Raw genomic sequence first — 23,571 nt, 5'->3', positions numbered from 1 at the left:
CACACAGTGTCGTTAAGAAAGTCCCTGTGCCGCCTGCGCTCCATAACGCGACTCCCGGGAGATAGCTGGCGTGCCAGCGAACGTTTCGGCCAGGCTCCGCGCAGGCCGTTTGGTGATACGTATGCGATGAAACAAAGCGGCCCCTTACCGGGGCACGTCATCAGGCGTTTTTCAACATCCACTCAATTTCTGTTTCGGTAATCAGGCGTTCAAACTGCAGTAATTCGTCATTTTTGCAGGCGTGATAGACGTGGCAGAAACGTTCGCCCAGCCGCTCGCGAAGATGATCGTTTTGCATAAATTCCCACAGCGCATCGCTCTGACGAATCGGGAACGGCAGTCCGTCCTGCTCCAGGCCATTGCCTTCCACTTCTTCCTGCAGGGGTAAATCGTTATCCAGCCCGTGCAGAATGCCGGCAAAAATCGCCGCCATCACCAGATACGGGTTCGCGTCTGCTCCCGCCACGCGGTACTCGACCCGATGGTTATGGCGATCGCCGCAGGGGATACGCAGGGCAACGGTGCGATTATTGTGTCCCCATGACGCCTGCGTCGGTACGTACATTCCCGGCTGGAAGCGGCGGTAGGAGTTGACGTTCGGCGCCAGCAGCGCCATGGACGCGGGCATCAGATCGATCATTCCGGCCAGCGCGCGTTTCAGCAGCGCGGAATCCTCGCCGCTGGCGTCTGCGAGCACGTTTTCGCCTCGGTTGTTTTGCATGCTGATGTGAATATGCATCCCGCTGCCCGCATGCTCTTCATACGGCTTTGCCATAAACGTGGCGTGCATCTTATGTTTTTCCGCCATCTGCCTGACGAGACGTTTTAGCGCCAGCGCATCATCGCAGGCGTCGAGCACGTTTTCCGTATGGTGCAGGTTTATCTCAAACTGGCCCGGGGAGGCCTCAGCCACGGCCCCGTCGGCGGGGATCAGCTGCAGCTGCGCCAGTTCGTCAATGTCGTTCAGCACGTCAGCAAAGTGGTTCAGGTTATCAACCGAGTAGACCTGACTCTGCGTGTTACGTACGTCGGTGCCCGGCGCGCAGGGTGGCTGCAGATAGCCGTCGGCATCGCGCTTACGGTCAAGTAAATAGAACTCCAGCTCTACCGCTACCACGGGGAACAGACCGCGCTGGCGCAGTTGCTGCCAGAGTCGGTTGAGTACGTTCCGCGGCTCAACGTCAAAGGGAGCGCCATCTTCATCGACCATGGTGAGCTGCACCTGACCAATGTATTCCGGGTCGGCGGCGGACGGCGTCAGGGTACCCGGCACCGGCACGCAGATACAGTCCGGCTCGCCGAGCTCCTGCCCCAGGCCCGCCTCTTCCACGACGTTACCTAAAATGTCCATGGCGAAAACCGATGCCGGGAAATAGCAGCCTTTTTCAAGCTTGCTCAGTCCGGCAACCGGGATGCGTTTGCCGCGAAAACAGCCGTTCAGGTCGGTCAGGAGGACATCAATAAACTGGGTGTCAGGATACTTTTCTAAATAGCGCTTCACTTCCTGCGTAAAGGCGCTGCCCCGCCTCTCATCCGTGTGCTGCACAAAGTTCTCAACTTCTACGATATTGGTTTCCATGATTTACCACCGTTTTTGGGATTTGCGTTCGCTGCTCTGGACTGTCAAATATAATGTCCACCCTATCGAATCTGTATGCAAACAAATTGTTTGTCAAATGTTAAATTAAGTTTGCAAAAGGCAGATCCCGTTGCTAGATTGAGAAAATATTGAACGAAAAGGCCGTTTCACAGGCGAGAATGGCCTAAATTTAGTCCACTTTGTGAGGGCGATCATGGAAAATATAATGAACAAGCCAGTTATTGGCGTAGTGATGTGCAGAAACAGGCTTAAGGGTCATGAGACCCAGACCCTGCAAGAAAAGTACCTGAATGCCATTATTAACGCGGGGGGCTTACCGATTGCCTTACCCCATGCGCTGGCAGAGCCAGAGCTACTTACCGCTCTGCTGCCAACCCTGGACGGGATTTACCTGCCGGGCAGCCCAAGTAACGTGCAGCCGCACCTTTATGGTGAAAACGGCGATGAGCCTGACGCCGATCCCGGGCGAGATCTTCTGAGTATGGCGCTGATTGCCGCCGCGCTCGAAAGGCGCATCCCCATTTTCGCCATCTGCCGGGGGCTGCAGGAACTGGTTGTTGCGACGGGAGGAACGCTGTATCGCCGCCTGTTTGAGCAGAACGACCTGCTTGAACACCGGGAAGATCCTGAACTGCCGGTTGAGCTACAATACGCCCCTTCTCATGAGGTTCAGGTTCAGGAGGGAGGACTGCTGTCTCAATTAATACCAGGCTGTAACACATTTTGGGTAAACTCGTTACACGGGCAAGGTGCACGAACGTTAGGACCACGGCTCCGCGTGGAGGCCCGTTCGACGGACGGGCTGGTCGAAGCGGTCAGCGTTCATGACCACCCTTTTGCCCTCGGCGTGCAATGGCACCCCGAATGGAACAGCAGCGAGTACGCCCTGTCACGTATGTTGTTTGATGGTTTTATCACCGCCTGTCAAAGCCACATTGCCGAGAAGCAACGGCTTTGACCACTACCGTAAAGGAAATGCAACTATGAGCGATGACGGACTGGCGCCAGGGAAACGTCTGTCTGAGATCCGCCAACAGCTGGGTCTCTCGCAGCGGCGTGCCGCCGAACTGTCTGGGTTAACACACAGTGCCATCAGCACCATTGAACAGGACAAAGTCAGTCCTGCCATCAGTACGCTGCAAAAGCTGCTGAAAGTCTATGGGCTGTCGCTCTCGGAATTCTTTTCGGAACCGGAAAAACCTGATGAACCGCAGGTGGTTATTAATCAGGAAGACCTTATCGAAATAGGCAGTCAGGGGGTTTCGATGAAGCTGGTTCATAACGGAAATCCGAACCGTACGCTGGCGATGATTTTTGAAACTTACCAGCCTGGAACCACGACCGGAGAGAGGATCAAACATCAGGGTGAGGAGATCGGTACGATACTGGAAGGTGAAATAGTGCTGACCATTAATGGCCAGCCTTATCACCTGGTTGCAGGGCAGAGCTATGCCATCAATACCGGCATACCGCACAGCTTCAGCAATACCTCGGCAGGCATCTGCCGCATTATCAGTGCCCACACCCCCACCACGTTCTAATTACCACTCAGTCCCGGCGTAAGCGCGCTTACGCCGGGACAAATAAAAACGATCAATGTCGGCATTCAACGGGTTAATTCCCGGGATGCCCCACGGCTTCGTATTGCCTGAAACGGCCATGCCTTTATTTATCTGATTGCGAAAGAAAGGAGTGAATATGCATTTTCAGCACCTGACTTACTGGCAGGATAAAGCAAAAAACAGCGCCATTGAGACCCGGTTATTTATTAACGGTGCCTATTGTGACGCCGCCGATAATGCCACGTTTGAAACCGTCAATCCCGCTACCCAACAGACGCTGGCGAACGTGGCCCGGGGCAAGCAGGCGGACGTGGACCGCGCGGTTCAGGCCGCACGTGAGGTATTTGAGCGCGGCGACTGGTCACAGGCGTCTCCGGCGCAGCGCAAGGCCGTGCTCAATAAGCTCGCCGATTTAATGGAACGCCACGGCGAAGAGCTGGCCTTACTGGAAACGCTTGACACCGGTAAACCCATCCGCCACAGCCTGCGCGACGATATTCCCGGCGCGGCGCGCGCCATTCGCTGGTACGCCGAAGCGGCGGATAAAGTCTACGGCGAAGTGGCGCCTACGGGTCCGGGCGAGCTGGCGATGATCGTGCGCGAGCCGATCGGGGTTGTCGCGGCCATCGTCCCCTGGAACTTCCCGCTGCTGCTGGCCTGCTGGAAGCTGGGCCCGGCGCTGATCGCGGGCAATAGCGTGGTATTAAAACCGTCGGAGAAATCACCGCTCACCGCCCTGCGCCTGGCCGGGCTGGCGAAAGAGGCGGGCCTGCCGGACGGCGTGCTGAATGTGATAAGCGGTTACGGCCACGAAGCGGGCCAGGCGCTGGCACTGCACCCGGAGGTCGAAGTGCTGACGTTTACCGGCTCTACCCGTACCGGCAAGCAGCTGTTGAAGGACGCGGGAGAAAGCAATATGAAGCGCGTCTGGCTGGAGGCAGGCGGCAAGAGCGCCAACATTATCTTTGCCGACTGTCCGGACCTGGACAAGGCCGTGAGCGCGACCGCCGCCGGGATTTTTTACAACCAGGGGCAAGTCTGTATCGCCGGTACCCGCCTGCTGCTCGAAGACAGCATCGCCGATGACTTCCTGGCAAGGCTGAAAGCGCAGGCCCACCGCTGGCAGCCTGGCGATCCGCTCGACCCTGACAGCACGATGGGCATGCTCATCGACGCTGCGCACGCCGATACCGTCCACACGTTTATTCGCGAAGGAACCCGGAAAGGTACGCTGCTGCTGGACGGGCGGGAACAATCATGGCCTTCCGCAGTCGGTCCCACCATTTTTGTCGACATCGACCCTGCCTCCCCGCTGTGCCGGGAAGAGATTTTCGGGCCGGTGCTGGTCGTCACCCGTTTTAAAACCGAAGAGGAAGCCTTAACGCTGGCCAACGACAGTGAATACGGGCTTGGCGCGGCGGTATGGACCCGCGATCTCTCCCGGGCGCACCGCATGAGCCGCCGCCTGAAAGCCGGCTCGGTCTTCGTCAATAACTACAACGACGGTGATATGACCGTCCCCTTTGGCGGCTATAAGCAGAGCGGCAACGGTCGCGATAAGTCCCTGCACGCGCTGGAAAAATTTACCGAACTGAAAACCATCTGGATTGCCCTGGAGCCTCAATCATGACCGAACATACCACCAGCTACTACGCGGCCAGCGCGAATGCTTATGAACCTTTCCCGACGCTTAACGAGTCGATCAGCTGTGACGTGTGCGTGGTGGGCGGCGGCTATACCGGCCTCTCCTCCGCGCTGCATCTCGCCGAAATGGGCTACGACGTGGTGCTCCTTGAAGGGGCGCGCATCGGCTTCGGCGCCAGCGGACGCAACGGCGGCCAGCTGGTTAACTCCTACAGCCGCGATATCGACGTGATCGAGAAAAACTACGGGCCCGATGCCGCCAAAGTGCTCGGGAGCATGATGTTTGAAGGCGGGGAAATTATTCGGGAGCGTATCCAGCGCTATCAGATCCAGTGCGACTATCGTCCCGGCGGGCTGTTTGTGGCGCTAAACCATAAGCAGCTGGAGACGCTGGAGGAGCAAAAGGCCAACTGGGAACGCTACGGCAACACGCAGCTGGAGCTGCTGGACGCCAGCGCCATCCGCCGGGAAGTCGACAGCGACCGCTATACCGGCGCGCTGCTGGACCGCAGCGGGGGGCACATTCATCCGCTGAACCTGGCGATCGGCGAAGCGGACGCCATTCGCCTGAACGGTGGGCGTGTATATGAACAGTCTCCGGTGACCGCCATTCAGCACACCAGCCCGGCAGTAGTAAGCACGCAGCATGGCCAGGTCACGGCCCGCTACGTGATCGTCGCCGGGAATGCCTATCTGGGCGATAAGATAGAACCGGAGCTGGCAAAACGCAGCATGCCCTGCGGCACCCAGGTGGTGACCACCGCCCCGCTGCCGAAGGAGGTCGCCCGCACGCTGATCCCCAATAACTACTGCGTGGAAGATTGCAATTATCTGCTGGATTACTACCGTCTCACCGCCGACAACCGCCTGCTGTACGGCGGTGGCGTCGTCTATGGCGCGCGCGATCCGGACGATGTCGAACGCCTGGTGATGCCAAAGCTGCTCAAAACCTTCCCTCAGCTGGCAGGCGTCAAAATCGACTACCGTTGGACGGGCAACTTCCTGCTGACCCTGTCGCGGATGCCGCAGTTTGGCCGTCTGGACAAAAACATCTATTACATGCAGGGCTATAGCGGCCACGGCGTGACCTGCACCCACCTGGCCGGACGGCTGATCTCGGAACTGTTGCGCGGTGACGCTGAGCGCTTTGATGCGTTTGCCAATCTCCCGCACTACCCCTTCCCGGGCGGCCGTAGCCTGCGGATTCCATTCACGGCGATGGGCGCGGCGTATTACAGCCTGCGCGATCGTCTTGGCGTATGATCGTTTCGACAAAAGGGTATCTGACATGAGTAACCAGGAATTTCATCAGCGCAGACTTTCTGCCACCCCGCGCGGCGTAGGCGTAATGTGTAATTTCTTTGCCCGCACGGCGGAGAATGCCACGCTTACCGACGTGGAAGGCAACGACTATATTGATTTCGCCGCCGGGATCGCGGTACTGAACACCGGCCATCGCCATCCTGAACTGGTGGCCGCAGTGGAAAAACAGCTTCACCAGTTCACCCACACGGCCTACCAGATTGTGCCGTATGAAAGCTACGTTTCATTAGCCGAAAAGCTTAACGAGCTGGCCCCGGTACAGGGCCCGGCCAAAACGGCGTTCTTCACCACGGGCGCGGAAGCGGTGGAAAACGCCATTAAAATCGCCCGGGCCCACACCGGCAGACCGGGCGTGATTGCCTTCGGGGGAGGCTTTCACGGCCGAACCTATATGACCATGGCCTTAACCGGCAAGGTCGCGCCTTATAAGCTGGGATTTGGCCCCTTCCCGGGGTCGGTTTATCACGTGCCGTATCCCTCCGAGCTGCACGGCATCACGACGCAGGATGCCATCACGGCGATAGAACGCCTGTTCAAAGCGGATATTGAGGCGAAACAGGTAGCGGCGATTATTTTTGAACCCATTCAGGGTGAAGGCGGATTCAACGTCGCCCCGCCAGTACTGGTGGCCGCCATCCGCCGAATCTGTGATGAGCACGGGATCGTGATGATTGCCGACGAAGTGCAGAGCGGCTTCGCCCGTACGGGTAAACTGTTTGCCATGGAACACTACGTGGACAAGCCCGACCTGATGACGATGGCGAAAAGCCTGGCAGGCGGAATGCCGCTGTCTGGCGTGGTGGGTCGCGCCGAAATCATGGACGCGCCGGCGCCCGGCGGTCTGGGGGGGACCTATGCAGGCAACCCGCTTGCGGTGGCCGCCGCGCACGCGGTGCTGAAGATTATCGACAACGAGTCACTGTGCGCCCGCGCCTGCCATCTGGGGGATCGACTGAAAGCCACGCTGGAGGAGATTCAGGGCACCTTCCCTGCGCTCGTGGCGATAAGGGGGAGAGGATCGATGATTGCGGCGGAGTTTTTTGATCCCGAGAGCCGTGAACCGTCGGCCGCCATTGCGCAGGCTATCCAGCAAAAGGCGCTCGCCCAGGGCCTGCTGTTATTGATCTGCGGCCAGTACGGCAACGTGATCCGCTTCCTTTATCCGCTGACCATTCCGGATGCCCAGTTCAACCAGGCACTGGCGATCCTGCAACAGGTTATGCGTGATAAGTCCTGAGTGCCCACCGAAAACCGTCACCCGGAATGCCGGGGACGGTTTCAACGGAGGAGATCGGCACAGATTTCCTCCGTGTGGGAAATGCTGGGGAATTTGGTCTGTTTCATTGTATGCTCCCTGAAACACATCCCTGGCAAGAGGAAATAAGAATTGCAAAAAACATCCGCCTATCAGTCACTTGTGAAAACCTTCCAACGCCTCTCACGCTTCTCGCATCTCTCCTCCATCGCCAGCTGGGACATGTTCACCATGATGCCGCCAGGCGGCAGCGCCGCGCGCGGTGAAGCGCTGGCAGAGATGAGCGTCCTGCAACATCAGATCCTGACCGATAAAAAAGTCGGCGACCTGTTAGCGGCCGCAGCAGGGGAAGATCTGAATGACGTCGAACAGGCCAACCTGCGTGAAATGACGCGACAGTATCAGCAGGCTACCCTGCTGCCGGAATCGCTGGTGGAAGCCAAATCCCTGGCGGGCAGCAGGTGCGAGCACGCCTGGCGTACGCAGCGTCCCGCGAACGACTGGCAGGGCTTTTCCGGCAACCTGAAAGAAGTGGTGAAACTCAGCCGTGTAGAAGCCCGCCTGCGCGCAGAAGCCAAAGGCTGTACGCCGTACGACGCGCTGCTGGATATTTTTGAACCGGACATGACCAGCGCGCGCCTGGACGTGCTGTTTGGTGATATGAAAACCTGGCTGCCGGACCTGCTGGCAAGCGCGGTGGAGAAACAGGCTCAGCGGTCGTTCGTTCCGCCGCAGGGCCCCTTCCCGACGGCAACCCAGCGCGAACTGGGTCTGGAAGCCATGAAGATGCTCGGCTTCGATTTTAACGGCGGTCGCCTCGACGTAAGTGCGCACCCGTTCTGCGGCGGCGTGCCGGAAGACGTGCGCATTACCACGCGCTATGATGAGGACGAGCTGCTCAGCGCGCTGTTTGGCGTGATCCACGAAACCGGACACGCGCGCTACGAACAAAACCTGCCGCGCGCGTGGGCAGGCCAGCCGATTGCCCTGGCACGCTCAACCGCGATCCATGAATCCCAGAGCCTGTTCTTTGAGATGCAGCTGGGACGCAGCGAAGCCTTCCTTAAGCACCTCCTCCCAGCCGTTCACGCCCGCTTTGGCAGCCAGGCGGCGTTCAGCGAAGAGAACTTTATCGCCTGGAACCAGCGCGTGAAGCCGGGCTATATCCGCGTCGATGCCGACGAAGTGAGCTACCCGGCACACGTGGTGCTGCGCTATGAGATTGAGCGCGCGCTGATCAACGGCGAGATCGAGGTGGACGATATCCCCGCCCTGTGGGATGAGAAAATGCAGGCCTGGCTCGGATTATCCACCAAAGATAACTACCGCAACGGCTGCATGCAGGATATCCACTGGACCGACGGCGGTTTTGGTTACTTCCCGTCGTACACGCTGGGCGCAATGTATGCCGCGCAGCTGTTCCATGCTGCAAAGACCGCGCTTCCGGGACTGGCGTCCTCCATCGCTGAAGGGGATTTTTCCGCCCTCTTTGAGTGGCTGCGTCAGAACATCTGGCAGCACGGTAGCCGCTTTAGCACGTCGCAGTTAATCACCCAGGCGACGGGTGAAGATCTGAATATCCGCTACTTCCGCGAACATCTGACCTCACGCTACCTGTAATGATAAGGCCGGGGTTCTTCCCCGGCCTTGTACATATGGTTACACGCCGATACCAATCACTCACGGAAACCCCGAATTTACAGGGATATAGTTATTTCAACGGCCCCGCAGTGGGGTTAAATGAAAAACCAAATTCGAGGGTATGAACATGAAAAAAGTATTAGCTCTGGTTGTTGCCGCTGCTATGGGTCTGTCTTCTGCTGCGTTTGCTGCTGAAACCACTGCTGCACCAGCTGCTGCTGCGCCTGCTGCAACGACCACCGCGGCGCCAGCAAAAACCGTACATCACAAGAAACACCACAAAGCCGCTAAACCGGCTGCAGAGCAAAAAGCACAGGCAGCTAAAAAGCACCACAAAAAAGCCGCTAAACCAGCCGTAGAGCAGAAAGCTCAGGCTGCGAAAAAGCACCACAAGAAAGCCGCTAAACCAGCCGTAGAGCAGAAAGCCCAGGCTGCGAAAAAGCATCACAAAAAAGCAGTAAAACACGAAGCTGCTAAACCAGCTGCACAGCCAGCTGCGTAAGCGTACAAGCTTAACCGTGCCCTGCGGGGCACGTTGGTAAACCGGCGCTGAACCGGAAAAGGTTCTGCGCCGTTTTTTTTATCCGGAGGGCGTATGCTGCGACGCTATCGGTTTGAGCTGATTCTTATCCTGCTTATTTTATGCGCGCTCATCGCAAGCCGCTTTTATCTTTCCTGACTGTAGCACGCTGATTTTACTCCCACTTTAGCGCCGTCCCGTCTATAGTATTTTCATAGGGTTCACTTTTAATAATCATAATTACCCCCACCAGAGTGTGATATGCGTAAATCTGTTGTGTTGTTGCTGGGAACGTTTGGCCTTTTTTCTGGATTTTCACAGGCGGATGATGGCGGTGATAACGCCATTAGCGCGAAAGAGCTAAAGACGCTTTTTTTCGGTCATGACGATCGTACTCGCGTCACCGATCCTACCCAGGCTCCCTGGGACGCTATAGGCCAACTGGAAACCGCCAGCGGCAACCTGTGTACCGCGACGTTAATCACCCCGCAATTAGCGCTGACGGCGGGCCACTGCCTGTTGACGCCACCCAACGGTAAGCCAGACAAAGCGGTTGTCTTACGATTTGTGTCGCAAAAAGGGATCTGGCGCTATGAAATCCACGGCATTGAAGGCCGGGTTGATGCTTCTCTTGGGAAGCGTCTTAAACCGGATGGAGACGGCTGGATTGTGCCGCCCGCGGCAGCCTCGTGGGATTTTGGCCTGATTATTTTGCGCTACCCGCCTTCGGGCATTACGCCGCTGCCGTTATTTGATGGCGATAAAGCGGCGCTCACCGCCGCGCTGAAAGCCGCCGACCGCAAGGTAACGCAGTCAGGCTACCCGGTCGATCATCTGAATGCGCTTTACACCCACACGGACTGTATCGTGACGGGCTGGGCGCAGACCAGCGTGCTTTCCCATCAGTGCGATACGTTGCCGGGCGACAGCGGTTCACCGCTGATGCTGAAAACCGATAACGGCTGGCAGTTGATTGGGGTTCAAAGCTCCGCCCCGGCGGCGAAAGACCGCTGGCGAGCCGATAACCGGGCCTTATCCGTCACCGGTTTTCGCGATAAGCTGGAAGCGCTGGCTAAAGAGTAAGCCAGCGCGGCCGTCTGTGAATCAGGGTTACCGATTGATCAGGCGAGTTTTATCATGATCATGCCCGCCAGCAGCAAAATCAGCCCTATCCAGCCTTTATTATTTAAACGCTGCCCGAAAAGCACCCACCCTGCGGCCAGGGTGGCGGCGATACCAAAACCACCCCACAGCGCATAGGCCACAGACAGATCGATACCTTTGACCGCCTGTGACAGGGCGCTGAACGCCCCCAGCACTGCGGCAATCGACATCAGGCCATAAACCTTACGGCGAAAACCGTCAGAGAATTTCAGCAGCACGTTCGCCAGAATTTCCAGCACGATGGCGAAGCCCAGCCAGGCCGCATGAACCCATTCAAACTGTTGCATGGTTCTGCTCCTTCTGCTGTTTTGTCGGTTTACGGGTACCTGATTTAATCAGCACGATACCCGCGACCAGCGTCGTTAACCCGGCGACCTTCATTGTTGTTAATGTTTCGTCGAATATCAGAACGCTGAACAGCGTAATCAATAAAATACCGATCCCTTCCCACAGCGCATAGGCCACACCCAGCGCAATTTTCTTCACCGCAAATGAGAGGAAAATATAGGAAAGGGATATCATCACCAGCATTAAAATAAAACCGGTATTGCCCTCGCTGACGCTTGCCCATTTCATTGACAGCGTGCCGGTAATTTCAGCGAGGATAGCCAGGGCTAATAAGATCCAGTAAAACATGTTTTTCTCCTGCTTGAGAATATAATCCATCGTGGCCCGCTGCATGCAGCAAACCAAAAAAATATGAAATTAAATCAGATAGCTAAGCGCGTAGCGCCAGCTCAGGCAGAAGAGGTGACTATAGTGCGGTGCGCCAGTGTTGCTCACCAGCAATCAGGCAGAAGGAGGTAGAAAATAGAGCAGCGTTGTTTGAAGAATAGGTCCTGAACAAATTGTCCATAAAATTACAATTATCCGCGTTGTTGCTTCTCGTCTTTGCGGATGAAAATTGTCCTCGGTAGTTGAACACGCCAAATTTGTACCATAACTGAAGATTTTACTCAAAGTCTTTTCAATTCTTTACCCATCCCGTTTGATTTTGGTTAGTTTATTGCAGGACGTTTACCCTCTATTATAAATAAAAAGCGTTTTTTGGAGTCACCATGGCTAAACCCATTATTACCCTGAACGGGTTAAAAATTGTCATCATGCTGGGCATGCTGGTGATCATACTCACGGGCGTTCGTTTTGCCGCCGACATCATTGTGCCCTTTATTCTGGCCCTGTTTGTTGCGGTGATCCTTAACCCACTGGTCCGGCGCATGACGCGGCTGCGCATCCCGCGCGTGCTGGCAATTACCCTGCTAATTAGCGTCATTATTTTCGCCATGGTGTTACTGGTTGCGTATCTGGGTACCTCGCTGAACGAACTGGCGCGAACGCTGCCGAAATACCGTTCCTCGCTGGCGATACCGCTGCTGCAGCTTGAGCCCTGGCTTCAGCGCGCGGGAATAGAAGTTTCGGTTGAGGAGCTTCTTAAATATATCGACCCTAATGCGGCCATGACCATCGTCACAGGCCTGCTGACGCAGCTTTCCAATGCCATGACCTCCATTTTCCTGCTGTTTTTAACGGTGGTGTTCATGCTGCTGGAGGTGCCACAGCTACCCGCAAAGTTACAGCAAATCATGGTTCGTCCGGTTGAAGGAATGGGCGCTATTCAGCGCGCGCTGGACAGCGTTTCACGCTATCTGGTACTGAAAACCGTCATCAGCCTGGTCACCGGGGTGGTGGTCTGGGGAATGCTGGTGGCGCTGGACGTCCGCTTTGCGTTCGTCTGGGGGTTACTGGCATTTGCGCTCAACTACATTCCTAACATCGGCTCCGTGCTGGCGGCAATCCCCCCTATTCTTCAGGTGCTGGTGTTCAGCGGATTTTATGATGCGCTGATTCTGCTGGCCGGCTATCTGGCGATTAACCTGGTATTCGGGAATATTCTTGAACCACGAATGATGGGGCGTGGGCTGGGGCTTTCGACGCTGGTCGTCTTTTTGTCCCTGATTTTCTGGGGCTGGCTGCTCGGTCCCGTAGGCATGCTGCTCTCCGTTCCGCTGACCATCATCGTGAAGATTGGTCTGGAACAGACGGCGGGCGGGCAAAGCATCGCCGTGCTGCTGAGCGATATGAGCCATCAATAGCTGTCATTCCGCCATCGACATGAGGGGCTTGCTTGCCCTTCCTCCTTCACGGTAAGCCCTGAGTGCCCTCTGCCAGTCCGTCAGAGGGTACACCGTTCCGGGGCTGTATTCACTGGCGCGCATCCGGGGCCAGATTTGATCGAACGCCGCGCGCCACGCCTCTGCGCTGAGCCCATCCAGATAGTTACGAATATGGAACCACGCCACGCGCGGCAGGGGCCGCTGCTGGCGGAAGGTCTGCCCGGAGAGCAGCCCGTAGCAGACAAATATGCCCAGCTCCGGCAGCACGCTCAGGATCGCTTCCGCCAGCGCCCCGCCGGTTGCATCGTAAACGACGTCGGCACGCGCGGCAACGGAGAGAATCCGCTGCATGTCATGCTGTGCGACAGGAACGATCCCCATCGCCGCCAGCCGTTCGGCGTGAACGGGCGAACGATGAATACCGTACACCTCCTCTGCCCCCGCCAGACGCGCCCACTGCCCGAGCAGAATAGCGCAATCCGAACCGGCGGCCGTGAGCAGCACCCGCTTTCCCCGCGGTGGATAGTGGCTCAACATCATCTGCGCCGCCAGCGGGTTGATATAGGCCCGCGCGGCCAGGCGTGAATCGACATCATCCGGCACGGGGATCGCATACTCTGCCGGGCAATCCGCATAGCGCTGCCAGGTGCCCTGACCGCGCAGCGGCAGAACGCGTTTACCCTGCAGATGCGCAAAAGACGCGGGCGCCTGAATGACAACGCCGACGCCTTCATAGCCCGCGACGGCGGGCAGCGGGGTTCGGTGGCGGTAAGCGCCGGTAATGGGAATGAGATCGGACGCGTTCACCGGCGCATACAGCATTTGCACACGGAGGTGTCCAGGCGCAAGCGCGCCCGGCGGCGCGGTTTCAGGTTGCAGAACAGATTCTGGCTCGCCAAAACGGCGATACCAGAGGGCCAAATTTTCCATTACGATCTCACGGCTGACGGCGGAATACTTAATCGCGCCAGCCCATTGCCGGTGCGACATGTTTGAGAATGGACTCAATCACGTGCGCATTGTAATCCACACCGAGCTGGTTCGGTACGGTCAGTAATAACGTATCAGCCTCGGCAATCGCCTCGTCCTTCTTCAGCTGTTCAATCAGCCTGTCAGGCTCTGCGGCATAGCTGCGCCCAAAGATCGCGCGCGTTTTTTCATCAAGATACCCCACGCTATCGCTGTCGTTGCGGCTGGCGCCGAAGTACATCCGGTCGCGGTCGTCCATCAGGACAAAAATACTACGGCTGACCGAGACGCGTGGCTGCCGCGTATGCCCTGCCTCTTTCCAGGCCTGACGATAGGCGCGGATCTGTTTTGCCTGCTGAATATGGAACGGCTCACCGGTTTCATCGTCTTTCAGGGTTGAGCTTTGCAGGTTCATTCCGAGCTTAGCGGCCCATACCGCCGTCGCATTTGAACCGGCGCCCCACCAGATACGCTCCCGCAGCCCTTCAGAATACGGTTCCAGGCGCAGCAGCCCAGGCGGATTGGGGAACATCGGCTGTGGATTCGGCTTTGCAAACCCTTCGCCGCGCAGCACCTCAAGCAGCACCTCGGTATGACGGCGCGCCATGTCCGCTTCGTTTTCCCCTTCCTGCGGGACATAGCCGAAATGACGCCAGCCATCAATGACCTGCTCCGGGGAGCCGCGGCTGATGCCAAGCTGCAAACGGCCGCCGGAGATCAGATCTGCCGCGCCCGCATCCTCGGCCATATACATCGGGTTTTCATAGCGCATATCAATCACGCCCGTACCGATTTCAATGGTTTTCGTTTTCGCGCCTATTGCCGCCAGCAGAGGGAACGGCGAGCTAAGCTGACGGGCGAAGTGGTGCACGCGGAAATAGGCGCCGTCCGCGCCCAGCTCTTCAGCGGCCACGGCCAGGTCGATGGACTGCAGCAGCGTGTCTGCCGCCGAGCGCGTGCCGGACTGCGGAGAAGGCGTCCAGTGACCAAACGATAAAAACCCGATCTTTTTCATAACCCTGTGTCCTGATAATGCGTTGCGTTCTGTCCACTTTACGCATTACCCGGTAAGAATAAATGCCGTTTATTTAACGGAATGCATCAAATAAATTGACGGAATAGCGGGGTTCGTCATTCCGCTCCATAATGGATATAATATTCCCCACTTTTTTCATGGCAGGTAAAACCGGCAATGGCTCTGATCCCTAAAAACTACGCGCGACTGGAAAGCGGCTATCGCGAGAAAGCATTAAAAATCTATCCCTGGGTCTGCGGACGCTGCTCGCGGGAGTTCGTCTATTCCAACCTGCGTGAATTGACGGTTCACCATATCGATCATGACCATACTAACAACCCGGAAGATGGCAGCAACTGGGAGCTGTTGTGCCTGTTTTGCCACGATCACGAGCATTCGAAATACACCGAAGCGGATCAGTACGGCACCACCGTGGTCGCCGGTGAAGACGCGCAAAAAGACGTGGGTGTCGCCACGTTTAACCCGTTTGCCGATTTAAAAGCGATGATGGATAAGAAGAAATAATCTTCTCGTCCGCTCGTGCTCCGCGATTTTAAAATGTCCAGGTGATAGCGGCGGTTGCAGACCCCTCATTGCGCCGCATCACTATTGGGCTTTCATTCGCATGGTCGCCAAGCCAGGTATAGTCCGCGCTCAGGACCGTTCCCCAGTGAGCATCGAACTGATGGCTCCAGGTCAGGCTGGTGTCGACGCCATAAAATCCCCCCGGCGCTGAATAGCGGCGATAGCCGGTGCGGCGGCTCTGCTGCTCGCTGACCCCATACCAGGTATTCAGATAACGGCTGTCGCCAAACAGAGCCGCAGACTGAAGGGCGATCGTGTCCTCGCTGTTTTGTAGGGGAATCAACGTAACGGACGCCTGATAACTTACGCCCTGGCTGACCGTTAACGGTAGCGTCGCCTTACCCTCAACGCTTAGCCAGGACGCAGCCTGCCAGCCGACGGCCAGGCCGGTATTCAGGGTGGCATCAATGTCCCCCATCCCTTTCAGATTGTTTGCGCCCTCACGCCAGCCAGAATTTTTCTCTGCCCTCCCGAGGTCGTAACCCAGCGTATGTTCCAGGTACCAACCGCTGTCGTTTTGCAGGTCATATCCCACTCCTTTTTGTGCATCAATAAAGAAAGCACCCTTGCGCCCCTGCAGCACAGGAACCACCTGCCAAACCTGCTTGTCTGAGCCTGAATAACGGGGGGCATAGTGACCGCCCAGCCCGACGGTTAAAGAGCCGGAAGCGGCGTCATCATCCGCCTGCACACCTGAGGCAACGGCCATCAGAAACGGAACGGTCATATACAGGCTTTTTTTTATCGCTATCATACTGTTCTCCACGCAGACGCTGGCGTCTGCTGATTCAGGGTCTGCCACACAATGTTGGCGCAGTATAGTTTGGCTAAATCAATGAATCGTCGGGATAGTGTTAAGAAACGGTCAAGGTGAACGGATGTTGTCCAGAAGAGTGCTGATTATTGAAGATGACGCCGATGCGGCTGGCGTGCTTGAAGCCTATTTACGTCGTGAAAATTACGATGTCACCATTACCGGAGACGGTCTTTCCGGGCTGGATATGGCGCAGCGGTGGAAACCCGACCTCATCCTGCTGGACGTGATGCTGCCCGGGCTTAACGGCACCGAAGTGCTGGCCGGACTGCGTCGTAAAAGCGATGTACCGGTGATCATGGTCACCGCCATGGGCGACACCCCCGATCGCATTGGTGCCCTGCGGTACGGTGCCGATGATTATGTTGTGAAACCCTATCATCCGGGAGAAGTCGTGGCTCGCGTACAGGCGGTGCTGCGACGCAGCAGTAAAAAAGAGACAGACGACGAGATCCTTCGCTGGCAAACGCTGGAGGTGGATGTGGCCGCCATTGTGGCGAGCGTGGATAACGGTGGCGACGCGCCCGTGATGCTCGATCTTACGCCAACGGAATTCTCGCTTCTGGCAACGCTGCTGCGTTCTCCCGCACGCCCCTTTTCCCGTCAGTACCTGCTGGAACACTGTCTGCCGGAAAGCGAGGCGCTGGAGCGCGTGGTGGACACCCATATTTATAACCTGCGTAAAAAACTCGAAGCGGCGGGTATTTCCGGCGTGTTGATTAACGTTCGCGGCGTGGGATACAGGTTCAGACAACCATGATAAAAAACCGGCACTCCTCTCTCTGGCGCTGGATTTGCGCGCGTATCCTGGCACTGGCCATCGGCAGCGTGATCGTCATTGCCACCTGCATGTGGCTACGTTATGCGGTACAGAACTACTGGATAATGGGCAGAATGCCAGCGGCGGTCCGGCAGGAATTTCTGACGCTCAGCCAGAACCCACAGGCCGATCCGGCCCGCTTCCACAGCATTGTGGATACCTGGTGGGGGCTGAGTTATTCCACGCCATCCATCGCCTCTGCGGACTGGGTTACGGTGGCCCTGCTGGTGCTGGTGATGATCCCGTTTATTGTGGTAATGGGGTTAAAACACGCCCGACCGCTGGCGCTGCAGTTCAGCCGTCTTCGCGATGCCGCCAAAGATGTCGCCGACGGGCAGTTTGGCCGTCAGGCTGAACTGGTCAAGGATGCGCCAGCGGAAATGGTCAGCTTTGCAAACGACTTTAACTCCATGACGGGGCAACTCGCCCGCTATGAAAAAGAGCTCCGCGCCTCGCACGTCGCGATGGCGCACGAGCTGCGTTCGCCCCTGACGGCCGCCATTGGTCGTCTGCAGGGCATGTTGGACGGTGTGTTTGATGCCAGCCCGATGCAGCTGGAAATGGTGATGAAACAGCTTCAGCATCTTAATCGCCTGACCGATGAGCTTCACCTTCTCTCGTTAGCGGACGCGGGAAATCTGGTGCTGGAAGAGCAGGCCTTTTCTCTGGATGAGCTTATTCAGGAGCGGGCGGCCTGGATCATGCCGCAGGCCGAAGCGCATCATTTTACGATTACGCTGCGTAACCCGCGTACGTGCCCGTTCAGAGGCGATGCGTTCCGCATGGGGCAGGTATTTACTATCCTTATGGAAAATGCACTACGCTACGGGCGCGAAGGCGGCCATCTTGAGGTGGCGCTGCACTACGCCAGCGGGCATTACGCCATTGAATTTCACGATGACGGACCGGGCGTATCCCCCCAGTTCTTACCGGACATGTTTAAGCGCTTTAGCCGTGAGGAGCAGTCCCGCGCGCGGCATTCCGGCGGCAGCGGCCTCGGTTTGTCTATCGCCCGGGCGATTTGTCAGGCACATGGGGGCACGATCGAGGCCTCATTACCGGAAACGGGCGGCCTTGCTGTGCGTATTTTGTTACCCTGGCAGCCGTCCGGTAATGAAAATATCCACTCTTGATAAACCCTTGACAGAACATCGAATCTTTCTCGACGTAGCGCGCATTTAATAACGCCCTCATCTTTATGGAGCGGCGTTATGTCAGACGAATTTGTTCTCTCCCTCCGCCACTGCCTGCACCATCTGTACGGCGTGGCGCGCACTCTTCCCTGGGTAAATTTTCTCCCTCTGGTCCTGCTCGCGCTGGTGATTTTTCCGCTCACCGGCTGCGGTGACAAACAGGAAAATAAGCCTGCCCCAGTGCGTACGGTGCGCTACGTCGTCGTACGTACAGCCCAAACCCTCCCCGCGCTGGAAAGGACCGGTGAGATCCATGCCCACGATGAAACGACGCTGAGCTTTCAAACCGGGGGGCGAATACTGACGCGCAGCGTTGATATTGGCGATCGGGTTAATGCCGGACAGCTGCTGGCCACACTTGAAAATACCACCGGACAAAATCAGCTCGACAGCGCAACGGCCGACTATGAAGAGGCCACAGCCTCAGCGCAGGTTGCCGCGCTTAACGTCAGCCGAATGCAAAAGCTCATGCCGACGGGCGCAATAGCCCGCACGCAACTAGACAGCGCCCGCGCGGACTGGCTTGTCGCCCGCGCGCGATTAAAAAGCAGCGAGGCCGCGTGGCGTAACGCCCGCGAAAGCCTTGGCTGGACGCGCCTTATCGCTCCACAAACCGGCACGATCACCGAGGTGAGCGCCTCTGCGGGCCAGGTTGTCAGCGCGGGACAGACGGTGCTTACGCTGGCAACCGGCGAAGCCCGCGACGTAGCGTTTGATATCGCCACGCCCGATGCGATACCGCCGCTGGATAAGGCGGAATTGCGGGTTTCCCTGCTCAGCGACCCGTCGGTACAGGCATCTGCCGTGCTGCGGGATATCACCCCGCAGGCCGATCCTCAGACCCGCACCTGGCGCGTCAGAGCCACCCTGATAAACCCGCCAGCGGCGATAGCGCTGGGTGCCAGCGTCACCGTCACCCTGCCCTCGACTGGCCCGCGAGGTTACGTCATTCCCGCATCGGCGCTGAGCCGAACAGGAGATAGACCGGCGGTGTTCGTGATCAACCCGCATTCGCAGGCGCAGCTGCGCGCGGTGGTGCCTGCCTGCTATACGGCCTCCTCGGTGATTATCGCCTCCGGCCTTGAGCCAGGCGACCGGGTGATTACGGCTGGCGTGAGCAAACTCCGTTCCGGAGAGCCGGTGGTACCCGGGGAGGTTCAGCCATGAACACGAAACCGGAAGCGAAATTTAACCTGTCCGCATGGGCGCTTAACCATCAGCAGATGGTCAGTTTCTTCATGCTGCTGATCGTGGCGATGGGCGTGTTCTGCTATGAAAAACTGCCGCGTAATGAAGATCCGGTTTTTACCATTAAAACGGCGGTCGTCTCAGCGCAGTGGCCGGGCGCGTCCGTAACGGACACCACCCGTCTGCTGACCGATACGCTTGAAAAAAAGCTGCAGGAAACGCCCTGGCTTGATTATCTCGAAAGTGAAACCCGCGCCGGGAGCACGGTTATCCATGTGAATCTCCGTGACAATACCCCGCCGCAAATGGTGCAGGACATCTGGTATCAGATCCGCAAAAAAATGCAGGACATCGCGCCGTCTTTACCGGAAGGCGTTCAGGGCCCGGCCGTGAACGACGAATTTGACGATACGTTCGGCACGATTTACGGCTTTATTCCCGACGGCTACACCTTACGGGAAGTGCGGGATCGCGTTGAGACAATACGTCGTGAGCTCGCCTCCTTGCCAGATATCGGCAAAACCACCCTGCTGGGCGAACAGCAGGATCAGATGGTTCTCGCCTTTTCTCCGGCCCGTCTGGCGGGTATGGGACTGGATATTCAGGCGGTCGCCGATGCGCTGCGGGCGCAAAACGCGGTTGTCCCAGCTGGCGTTATGCGTACCGGGCAGGAGAACATCGCGATCAAGGTCAGCGGGGCGCTCACGTCCGAAGAGAGTTTACGCGCCGTCACGCTGCACATTAACAATCGCTATATTCCGCTGACCGATATCGCCACCGTCACCCGGGAAGCCGCCGAGCCGCCGGCCCCCGCGTACCGGGTAAACGGCAAACCGGCCATCGGGCTGGCGGTGTCAATGGCGCCAACGGGCAACATGCTGCGTTTTGGCGCCGCGCTGAACGCCAGAATGACAGTCCTCAGCGCCGGGCTGCCGCACGGTATTGAGATGGTGAAAGTTGCCGCTCAGTCGGCGGTGGTCAGTGACGCGGTAAGTGGTTTTGTCCGGGTGCTTATTGAAGCTGTTGTTATCGTGCTGGCGGTTTCATTTGTCTCGCTGGGTTTGCGGGCGGGGCTGGTGGTGGCTGCGGCCATTCCGCTGGTGCTCGCCATGACGTTTGCCGGCATGATGCTCGCCGGCATCGGGCTTCAGCGTATCTCGCTTGGGGCGCTGATCATTGCGCTGGGTCTGCTGGTGGATGACGCCATGATCGCCGTCGAAACGATGGTCTCCCGACTGGAAGCCGGGGATTCCCGTCGGCATGCGGCCACCCATGCATTCAAAACGACGGCCTTCCCGATGCTCACCGGAACCCTGGTAATGATTGCCGGGTTTATTCCCGTTGGTTTTGCGGCCTCCAGCGCCGGTGAATATTGTTTTTCCCTGTTTGCGGTAGTGCTGATTGCCCTGCTCTGCTCCTGGGTTGTCGCGATCCTGTTTTCGCCGCTGACGGGCACGTGGCTGCTGCCGGAGAAGGTCAGACATCGCGCGGCAGGCCCTGGAAGGATCGCGCGCGGGTACGGGCGGCTTTTAGGGCTGGCGCTACGCCACCGGCTCGCCACCGTGCTGATTGCGCTTTCCGCGCTGGGGCTGTCCGTGTACGGCACGACGTTTATGCAGGGTGAGTTCTTCCCCGCGTCGGACCGGCCTGAGCTGCTGGTCAGCCTGACGCTTCCGGCCAACGCGTCGCAGCCCGAAACGTTAAGAGAGGTGGAAAAGCTGGAACACGCGCTGGCCGGCAACAGCAATATCGAGCGCTACTCGACGTACGTCGGGTCAGGAGCCATCCGTTTTTACCTGCCGATGGACGTGCTGCTGGAAAATGAAAACATCGCCCAGATTGTGGTGGTGGCGAAGGATCTTCAGGCGCGGGATCGTCTGCATGGGCAGTTGAACAGGCTGCTGGCGGCGCAGTTTAGCGACATCATCACGCGCGTGTCGCCCCTGGAGCTTGGGCCGCCCGTCGGCTGGCCAATCAAATACCGGGTGAGCGGGCCTGATTACCTGCAGGTCCGGGTGCTTGCGAACCGTCTGGCCGACGCGATTGGCCAATCGCCGCTGTCGCGCGAGGTTAACCAGACGGCCGGAGAGCCGGAGAGGATCATTACTCTGAAGGTGAATCAGACGGCGGCCAGGGCGGCAGGAATATCGTCAGAAGCTCTCGCCCGCACCTTGAATACCCTCTGGTCCGGCAGCGTTGTCACCTCGGTCAGGGATAACGATCGCCTTGTCGACGTGGTACTGCGGGCCACGGACAATGAACGTCACAGCACCGCCACTCTCTCCTCGCTGACCGTTCAGGGGAATGACGGTAAAAAAATTCCGCTCAGCGCCGTCGCGACGCTGGACTGGAGCGTGGACGATCCGGTCATCTGGCGTCGACAGCGGTTGCCTTTTATTACGGTGCAAACTGACCTCGCGCCGGGGCTGAGGGCCGAAGCGGTATCGGCGGCGCTGCGTCCGGCGATCGACACGCTGCGCGCGGAGCTGCCTGCCGGTTACAGCATAGAAGAAGGCGGCGCGGTTGCCGAATCAGATAAGGGGAACAGCTCCGTTTTTAGCGTTCTTCCGGTGACGCTTGTCATCATGTTGATGCTGCTGATGCTTCAGTTGCGCCGATATTCCCGGATGCTGCTGGCGCTTCTGATGGCCCCGTTTGGTTTACCGGGGATTGTGCTGGCTATGCTGCCCGGCGGCACGCCGATGGGATTTGTCGCGCTGCTGGGCGTCATCGCCCTGGCGGGGATGATCGTGCGTAACGCGGTGATACTGATTAGCGAGGTAGACAGTAATCTTGCTCAAGGGATGGCAAACGATGCCGCGATTGTGGCGGCCGCGGAGCATCGGGCCAGACCCATCTGTCTGACCGCCTGCGCCGCCATTCTGGGCATGATCCCGATCTCTCATCAGGTATTCTGGGGGCCAATGGCCTATGCGATTATCGGCGGGCTGCTGGTCGCGACGCTGGTAACGCTGACCGTATTACCCGCGTCGTTTAGCCTGCTGTTACAGTGGGGGGACTCAGCGCAAAGCCGCAGAAGAAAGGTGAGCTGAGGCTCAATCGTTACCCGGCAGATTACACAGCAGTCAGCGCAAAACGGTTCCTCAGGATCCGGGGGATCTCAACCTCCGTCAGCTGCTGCGGCTAAACTGCGCAAACGAACCCACGCCTCGCCTGCTGAATGCCATGGAACAGATTGGCGCGCGGTGTCATGAACTGGCGGCTCTTCTCCGGTGGCGGTTTTACACTAAACTTTCCAGCCACTCGGTGAAGGCCCGCACCTTGCGGGAGAGATGGCGGTGTGGATAGAGAAGCGACAATTTACGATCCGGGGAGCGATGCTCCGGTAACACTTCAACCAGTTGGCCGCGGTCAATATAGGGCTGCAGAAAAAGATTCATCCCCTGTATTAACCCTAACCCGGCCAGGCCCGCCGCGATGTAGGCTTCGGAGTTATCCACGACCAGCTTGCCGGGCAGCGTTATTTCCGCAATGCCTTCTGGCGTAGTAAACGTCCAGGGTTGAATTTTTCTGCTGTTGTTATTAATCCAGTTGATGGCCTGATGTTTGTATAAATCATCCAGCGTTTCTGGCGTACCGTGTTTTGCCAGCCAGGCCGGGCTGGCACAGGTCGTGATTTTAATGTTCCCGATTTTGCGCGCGACATAGTCACCATCGTCCAGCTCCCCTACTCGCAGCACACAGTCCAGGCCATCGCGCAGCATATCCCGACGGCGGTCAGAGCTGCTCAGTATGATGTCGATTTCAGGATGCTGCCGATAAAAATCCGGCAGGTTGGGTATGACCCTCAGCGCCGCAAAAGCGATGGGCATATCCACCCGCAACTGACCGTGTATTGCCCGGCCAGTGCCAAACGACTCCAGTAAATCGTCCGCCTGCGCCAGCAGGGGTTTACTTCGGCGATAAAACGCCTCTCCGTCCGGCGTCAGGCTAATCCGCCGCGTTGTTCTCTGCAGCAAACGCGTGCCGCTGTGCTGCTCCAGATGCTGTAACGCTTTGGTGACCGCCGGACGGTGGATCTGCAGATTTTCCGCCGCCTGGGTCAGGCTGCCCGACTCGACAATTTCAATGAAAACTCTAATCGATTCAAAGAGATTTAGTTGCATTGGTTGTCTCTTTTGCCGTCACAGGAATGTCAGGATT

General features: G+C 57.7%; 22 protein-coding genes and 1 pseudogene. 16 read left to right on the top strand and 7 right to left on the bottom strand.

The annotated features are described in order from the left end of the window. Positions 1–160 precede the first annotated feature (160 nt). On the bottom strand, positions 161–1,579 hold the full coding sequence (locus tag IM313_RS01370) for a glutamine synthetase family protein (protein WP_024909135.1): 1,419 nt from the start codon (positions 1,577–1,579) through the stop codon (positions 161–163). A 214-nt stretch (positions 1,580–1,793) separates the two neighbouring features. Here IM313_RS01370 and puuD point away from each other — a divergent pair, with 214 nt between their 5' ends. The 9 genes from puuD (at position 1,794) to IM313_RS01330 (ending at position 10,628) form a co-directional block, all read left to right on the top strand. Then, entirely contained in the window at positions 1,794–2,558 is a 765-nt protein-coding gene (gene puuD, locus IM313_RS01365) for a gamma-glutamyl-gamma-aminobutyrate hydrolase (RefSeq protein WP_028012974.1), read from the top strand. A gap of 25 nt (positions 2,559–2,583) precedes the next feature. After that, positions 2,584–3,141, top strand: coding sequence for an HTH-type transcriptional regulator PuuR (puuR, locus tag IM313_RS01360; protein ID WP_013096835.1), 558 nt, complete (start codon positions 2,584–2,586; stop codon positions 3,139–3,141). 157 nt (positions 3,142–3,298) lie between these two features. Then, on the top strand, positions 3,299–4,792 hold the full coding sequence (gene puuC, locus IM313_RS01355) for an aldehyde dehydrogenase PuuC (protein WP_192970999.1): 1,494 nt from the start codon (positions 3,299–3,301) through the stop codon (positions 4,790–4,792). Continuing rightward, the gene (locus IM313_RS01350; RefSeq protein WP_192970998.1) at positions 4,789–6,069 is read left to right on the top strand and encodes an FAD-binding oxidoreductase; all 1,281 of its coding nucleotides are present in this window, start codon (positions 4,789–4,791) and stop codon (positions 6,067–6,069) included. Before puuC ends, IM313_RS01350 begins: the two co-directional genes overlap by 4 nt. Before the next feature lie 25 nt (positions 6,070–6,094). Next, positions 6,095–7,366, top strand: coding sequence for a 4-aminobutyrate transaminase (gene puuE, locus IM313_RS01345; protein WP_192970997.1), 1,272 nt, complete (start codon positions 6,095–6,097; stop codon positions 7,364–7,366). A 150-nt stretch (positions 7,367–7,516) separates the two neighbouring features. Further along, entirely contained in the window at positions 7,517–9,004 is a 1,488-nt protein-coding gene (locus tag IM313_RS01340) for a carboxypeptidase M32 (protein ID WP_192970996.1), read from the top strand. 148 nt (positions 9,005–9,152) lie between these two features. Further along, complete coding sequence (gene asr / locus IM313_RS01335; RefSeq protein WP_032642591.1) at positions 9,153–9,527, top strand: acid resistance repetitive basic protein Asr; 375 nt, start codon at positions 9,153–9,155, stop codon at positions 9,525–9,527. A 93-nt stretch (positions 9,528–9,620) separates the two neighbouring features. Continuing rightward, positions 9,621–9,704, top strand: a complete 84-nt coding sequence (locus tag IM313_RS22730) for a hypothetical protein (protein ID WP_023617729.1) — start codon at positions 9,621–9,623, stop codon at positions 9,702–9,704. A gap of 102 nt (positions 9,705–9,806) precedes the next feature. Beyond that, complete coding sequence (locus IM313_RS01330) at positions 9,807–10,628, top strand: serine protease (RefSeq protein WP_192970995.1); 822 nt, start codon at positions 9,807–9,809, stop codon at positions 10,626–10,628. A 38-nt stretch (positions 10,629–10,666) separates the two neighbouring features. Here the strand turns inward: IM313_RS01330 and mdtI are convergent, their stop codons facing one another. Together mdtI and mdtJ are read right to left on the bottom strand one after the other, a co-directional pair. Continuing rightward, on the bottom strand, positions 10,667–10,996 hold the full coding sequence (gene mdtI / locus IM313_RS01325; RefSeq protein WP_028012966.1) for a multidrug/spermidine efflux SMR transporter subunit MdtI: 330 nt from the start codon (positions 10,994–10,996) through the stop codon (positions 10,667–10,669). Continuing rightward, positions 10,983–11,345, bottom strand: a complete 363-nt coding sequence (gene mdtJ / locus IM313_RS01320) for a multidrug/spermidine efflux SMR transporter subunit MdtJ (RefSeq protein ID WP_028012965.1) — start codon at positions 11,343–11,345, stop codon at positions 10,983–10,985. The genes mdtI and mdtJ overlap by 14 nt, the downstream gene beginning before the upstream one ends. A gap of 422 nt (positions 11,346–11,767) precedes the next feature. On the opposite strand from mdtJ, the gene IM313_RS01315 reads away from it, so the two are divergent. Then, positions 11,768–12,802: an AI-2E family transporter gene (locus tag IM313_RS01315; protein WP_041910260.1), complete on the top strand. Its 1,035-nt coding sequence runs from the start codon at positions 11,768–11,770 to the stop codon at positions 12,800–12,802. Positions 12,803–12,805: 3 nt separating this feature from the next. Here IM313_RS01315 and IM313_RS01310 read toward each other — a convergent pair whose 3' ends face one another. Then, entirely contained in the window at positions 12,806–13,753 is a 948-nt protein-coding gene (locus tag IM313_RS01310; RefSeq protein WP_192970994.1) for a zinc-dependent alcohol dehydrogenase family protein, read from the bottom strand. Between the two features lie 28 nt (positions 13,754–13,781). Continuing rightward, a complete protein-coding gene (locus IM313_RS01305) occupies positions 13,782–14,807 on the bottom strand; it encodes an LLM class flavin-dependent oxidoreductase (RefSeq protein WP_028012962.1) in 1,026 nt (341 codons plus the stop codon). 177 nt (positions 14,808–14,984) lie between these two features. On the opposite strand from IM313_RS01305, the gene yajD reads away from it, so the two are divergent. Beyond that, positions 14,985–15,332 (top strand): HNH nuclease YajD, encoded by a 348-nt coding sequence (yajD, locus tag IM313_RS01300; protein WP_003857471.1) that lies wholly within the window; start codon positions 14,985–14,987, stop codon positions 15,330–15,332. Between the two features lie 28 nt (positions 15,333–15,360). Here yajD and IM313_RS01295 read toward each other — a convergent pair whose 3' ends face one another. Then, positions 15,361–16,146 carry a MipA/OmpV family protein gene (locus tag IM313_RS01295; protein WP_192970993.1) on the bottom strand — a complete coding sequence of 262 codons (786 nt, stop codon included), beginning with the start codon at positions 16,144–16,146 and terminating at the stop codon, positions 15,361–15,363. 124 nt (positions 16,147–16,270) lie between these two features. Between IM313_RS01295 and IM313_RS01290 the strand changes: the two genes are divergently transcribed. From IM313_RS01290 to IM313_RS22725, 5 genes and pseudogenes are all read left to right on the top strand, one after another. After that, positions 16,271–16,966: a response regulator gene (locus IM313_RS01290; RefSeq protein WP_028012960.1), complete on the top strand. Its 696-nt coding sequence runs from the start codon at positions 16,271–16,273 to the stop codon at positions 16,964–16,966. Further along, positions 16,963–18,159 carry a cell wall metabolism sensor histidine kinase WalK gene (locus tag IM313_RS01285; protein WP_192970992.1) on the top strand — a complete coding sequence of 399 codons (1,197 nt, stop codon included), beginning with the start codon at positions 16,963–16,965 and terminating at the stop codon, positions 18,157–18,159. The genes IM313_RS01290 and IM313_RS01285 overlap by 4 nt, the downstream gene beginning before the upstream one ends. Before the next feature lie 78 nt (positions 18,160–18,237). Continuing rightward, positions 18,238–19,386, top strand: a complete 1,149-nt coding sequence (locus tag IM313_RS01280) for an efflux RND transporter periplasmic adaptor subunit (protein WP_192970991.1) — start codon at positions 18,238–18,240, stop codon at positions 19,384–19,386. Then, entirely contained in the window at positions 19,383–22,460 is a 3,078-nt protein-coding gene (locus IM313_RS01275) for an efflux RND transporter permease subunit (protein ID WP_192970990.1), read from the top strand. The genes IM313_RS01280 and IM313_RS01275 overlap by 4 nt, the downstream gene beginning before the upstream one ends. A gap of 73 nt (positions 22,461–22,533) precedes the next feature. Then, positions 22,534–22,716: pseudogene (locus tag IM313_RS22725) on the top strand (hypothetical protein); the annotation flags it as partial. Here IM313_RS22725 and IM313_RS01270 read toward each other — a convergent pair. Beyond that, the gene (locus tag IM313_RS01270; protein WP_045261464.1) at positions 22,650–23,534 is read right to left on the bottom strand and encodes a LysR family transcriptional regulator; all 885 of its coding nucleotides are present in this window, start codon (positions 23,532–23,534) and stop codon (positions 22,650–22,652) included. The pseudogene IM313_RS22725 and the gene IM313_RS01270 overlap by 67 nt on opposite strands. Between the last annotated feature and the right edge of the window lie 37 nt (positions 23,535–23,571).

The organism is Enterobacter cloacae complex sp. P2B, assembly GCF_014895985.1.
GTDB classification, from domain to species: domain Bacteria; phylum Pseudomonadota; class Gammaproteobacteria; order Enterobacterales; family Enterobacteriaceae; genus Enterobacter; species Enterobacter bugandensis.
The sequence above is the reverse complement of the archived record's forward strand: the minus strand, read 5'-3'. Positions and strand labels throughout refer to the sequence as shown.

Bases quoted from the DNA above. Each gene is read 5' to 3' on its own strand.
- IM313_RS01295 (WP_192970993.1), bottom strand. From the start codon at position 16,146: ATGATAGCGATAAAAAAAAGCCTGTATATGACCGTTCCGTTTCTGATG.
- IM313_RS22730 (WP_023617729.1), top strand. From the start codon at position 9,621: ATGCTGCGACGCTATCGGTTTGAGCTGATTCTTATCCTGCTTATTTTA.
- IM313_RS01315 (WP_041910260.1), top strand. From the start codon at position 11,768: ATGGCTAAACCCATTATTACCCTGAACGGGTTAAAAATTGTCATCATG.
- yajD (WP_003857471.1), top strand. From the start codon at position 14,985: ATGGCTCTGATCCCTAAAAACTACGCGCGACTGGAAAGCGGCTATCGC.
- mdtI (WP_028012966.1), bottom strand. From the start codon at position 10,996: ATGCAACAGTTTGAATGGGTTCATGCGGCCTGGCTGGGCTTCGCCATC.
- puuR (WP_013096835.1), top strand. From the start codon at position 2,584: ATGAGCGATGACGGACTGGCGCCAGGGAAACGTCTGTCTGAGATCCGC.
- IM313_RS01275 (WP_192970990.1), top strand. From the start codon at position 19,383: ATGAACACGAAACCGGAAGCGAAATTTAACCTGTCCGCATGGGCGCTT.
- IM313_RS01290 (WP_028012960.1), top strand. From the start codon at position 16,271: ATGTTGTCCAGAAGAGTGCTGATTATTGAAGATGACGCCGATGCGGCT.
- puuC (WP_192970999.1), top strand. From the start codon at position 3,299: ATGCATTTTCAGCACCTGACTTACTGGCAGGATAAAGCAAAAAACAGC.
- IM313_RS01330 (WP_192970995.1), top strand. From the start codon at position 9,807: ATGCGTAAATCTGTTGTGTTGTTGCTGGGAACGTTTGGCCTTTTTTCT.
- mdtJ (WP_028012965.1), bottom strand. From the start codon at position 11,345: ATGTTTTACTGGATCTTATTAGCCCTGGCTATCCTCGCTGAAATTACC.
- IM313_RS01285 (WP_192970992.1), top strand. From the start codon at position 16,963: ATGATAAAAAACCGGCACTCCTCTCTCTGGCGCTGGATTTGCGCGCGT.
- asr (WP_032642591.1), top strand. From the start codon at position 9,153: ATGAAAAAAGTATTAGCTCTGGTTGTTGCCGCTGCTATGGGTCTGTCT.
- IM313_RS01270 (WP_045261464.1), bottom strand. From the start codon at position 23,534: ATGCAACTAAATCTCTTTGAATCGATTAGAGTTTTCATTGAAATTGTC.
- IM313_RS01305 (WP_028012962.1), bottom strand. From the start codon at position 14,807: ATGAAAAAGATCGGGTTTTTATCGTTTGGTCACTGGACGCCTTCTCCG.
- IM313_RS01350 (WP_192970998.1), top strand. From the start codon at position 4,789: ATGACCGAACATACCACCAGCTACTACGCGGCCAGCGCGAATGCTTAT.
- IM313_RS01310 (WP_192970994.1), bottom strand. From the start codon at position 13,753: ATGGAAAATTTGGCCCTCTGGTATCGCCGTTTTGGCGAGCCAGAATCT.
- IM313_RS01370 (WP_024909135.1), bottom strand. From the start codon at position 1,579: ATGGAAACCAATATCGTAGAAGTTGAGAACTTTGTGCAGCACACGGAT.
- puuD (WP_028012974.1), top strand. From the start codon at position 1,794: ATGGAAAATATAATGAACAAGCCAGTTATTGGCGTAGTGATGTGCAGA.
- IM313_RS01280 (WP_192970991.1), top strand. From the start codon at position 18,238: ATGTCAGACGAATTTGTTCTCTCCCTCCGCCACTGCCTGCACCATCTG.
- puuE (WP_192970997.1), top strand. From the start codon at position 6,095: ATGAGTAACCAGGAATTTCATCAGCGCAGACTTTCTGCCACCCCGCGC.